Origin of the sequence: Leucobacter sp. M11 (assembly GCF_035726885.1) — a bacterium.
In the GTDB taxonomy this organism is placed as follows: domain Bacteria; phylum Actinomycetota; class Actinomycetes; order Actinomycetales; family Microbacteriaceae; genus JAPFRB01.
In genome coordinates this window covers 136,610-138,108 of sequence record NZ_JAPFRB010000005.1, presented here as the reverse complement: position 1 = coordinate 138,108, position 1,499 = coordinate 136,610, and the positions used below count along the sequence as shown (strand labels likewise).

At 72.8% G+C, this 1,499-nt stretch carries 1 pseudogene; it reads right to left on the bottom strand.

The features are described from left to right. A pseudogene (locus OOT08_RS15970) lies at positions 1-1,499 on the bottom strand (bifunctional [glutamine synthetase] adenylyltransferase/[glutamine synthetase]-adenylyl-L-tyrosine phosphorylase); the annotation flags it as partial.

Sequence of the window (1,499 nt, the reverse complement as noted above, 5' to 3'; positions counted from 1 at the left end):
AGCAGGGGCGCGTAGAAGATCTTCAGGTGCAGCTCGCGAACCACTCGACGGTTCGCCTCGAAGCGCTTCATCAGGCCGTCGGCGGTGCTGGCGAAGCCGCTGGCGCGTGCGAGCCAGCGCAGTCCGGCCTCGTCGCGGGGCAGCACGGCCGTGCGCCGGAGGTGGCGCAGTTGCAGCCGGTGTTCGAGCACGCGGATCTCCCGGTACGCGCTCGCGAGCTCCTCCGCGTCGGTCCGGGCGATGTAGCCGCCCAAGACGAGGGCGTCGATGCCCGCGATGGTGCCGCGCACCCGGAGGGAGTCATCCCCCTGCCCGTGCACGAGCTGGAGCAGCTGCACCGCGAACTCGACGTCGCGCAGCCCGCCCGGTCCGAGCTTCAGTTGCACCTCCGCGGCGTCGTCCGGGAGCTGCTCGGTCACCCGCTCGCGCATGCGTTGCACCGAGCCGACGAAGTCCGGACGGTCGCTGCTCGCCCAGACCAGAGGCCGGGTGCGCGCCACGTAGGCCTCGCCGAGTTCCCGGTCCCCCGCGATGAAGCGCGCCTTGAGCAGCGCCTGAAACTCCCACGTCTGCGCCCAGCGCTCGTAGTAGGCGAGGTGCGAATCGAGGCTGCGCACGAGCGGGCCGTTCTTGCCCTCAGGCCGCAGGTTGGGGTCGACCTGCCAGAGCGGGGGCTCCAGCGCGTACTCGTGCAGGCCGCGCATGACCTCGGTGCCGAGCCGGGTCGCGATCTCGATCGCCTGGGCGTCGCTCAGTTCGGGATCGCCGGACTCCCCGACGAAGATCACGTCCACATCGGAGACAACGTTGAGTTCCTCGGCCCCGCACTTGCCCATCGCGATCACCGCGAAGCGGGTGCCGAGCACGCCCGCTCGGGGGAAGGAACGGCCGATGCCGTGCCCCTCGATGACGGTGCCGCGCGCCACGGCGAGGGAGGCGTCGATCGCGGCCTCGGCCAGGTCGCTCAGGGCGAGAGCCACGAGATCGAAGCGGTCCTGCGCCCGCGGCCCCTCCAGATCGTAGAGGGTGATTTCGGCCAGCAGCTCCCGGTAGCCGATCCGAATCGCGTTCCAGCCGTCCTCCCCGGCGAGGCGGGCGACGCCCTCCGCGTCCACGCGCACCGCGGCGAGCAGCCGCTCGCGCAGTTCGTCGAGCGGGCGCGGCGGCCGGGGGCCGCGGCGGATCACCGGGGGCAGGAGCGTCCGGTGCCGCAGAAAGAACTCGCCGAGCCCGGGCGAGGCCCCCAGCAGTCGGCACAGGCGGCCGAGCAGGAGCGCGCCGTCGGGATCTGCCGCGAGGCGACCGAGCTCAGCGCTCCCCTCGGGATCCTGCACCGCTCGCGAGAGCTGGCCGAGCGCGCCGTCCGGGTCGGCGGCAAGCGTCAGCGCGTCGAGCCACGCCTCCGAGCTGATGCCGGTCCGCTCCGCGAGGGATTCGAGGTCGCCCCGGGCGCTCGCCAACTCGACAAAGCCGGCCCGGGCGATCCGCCCGAGGGAGAG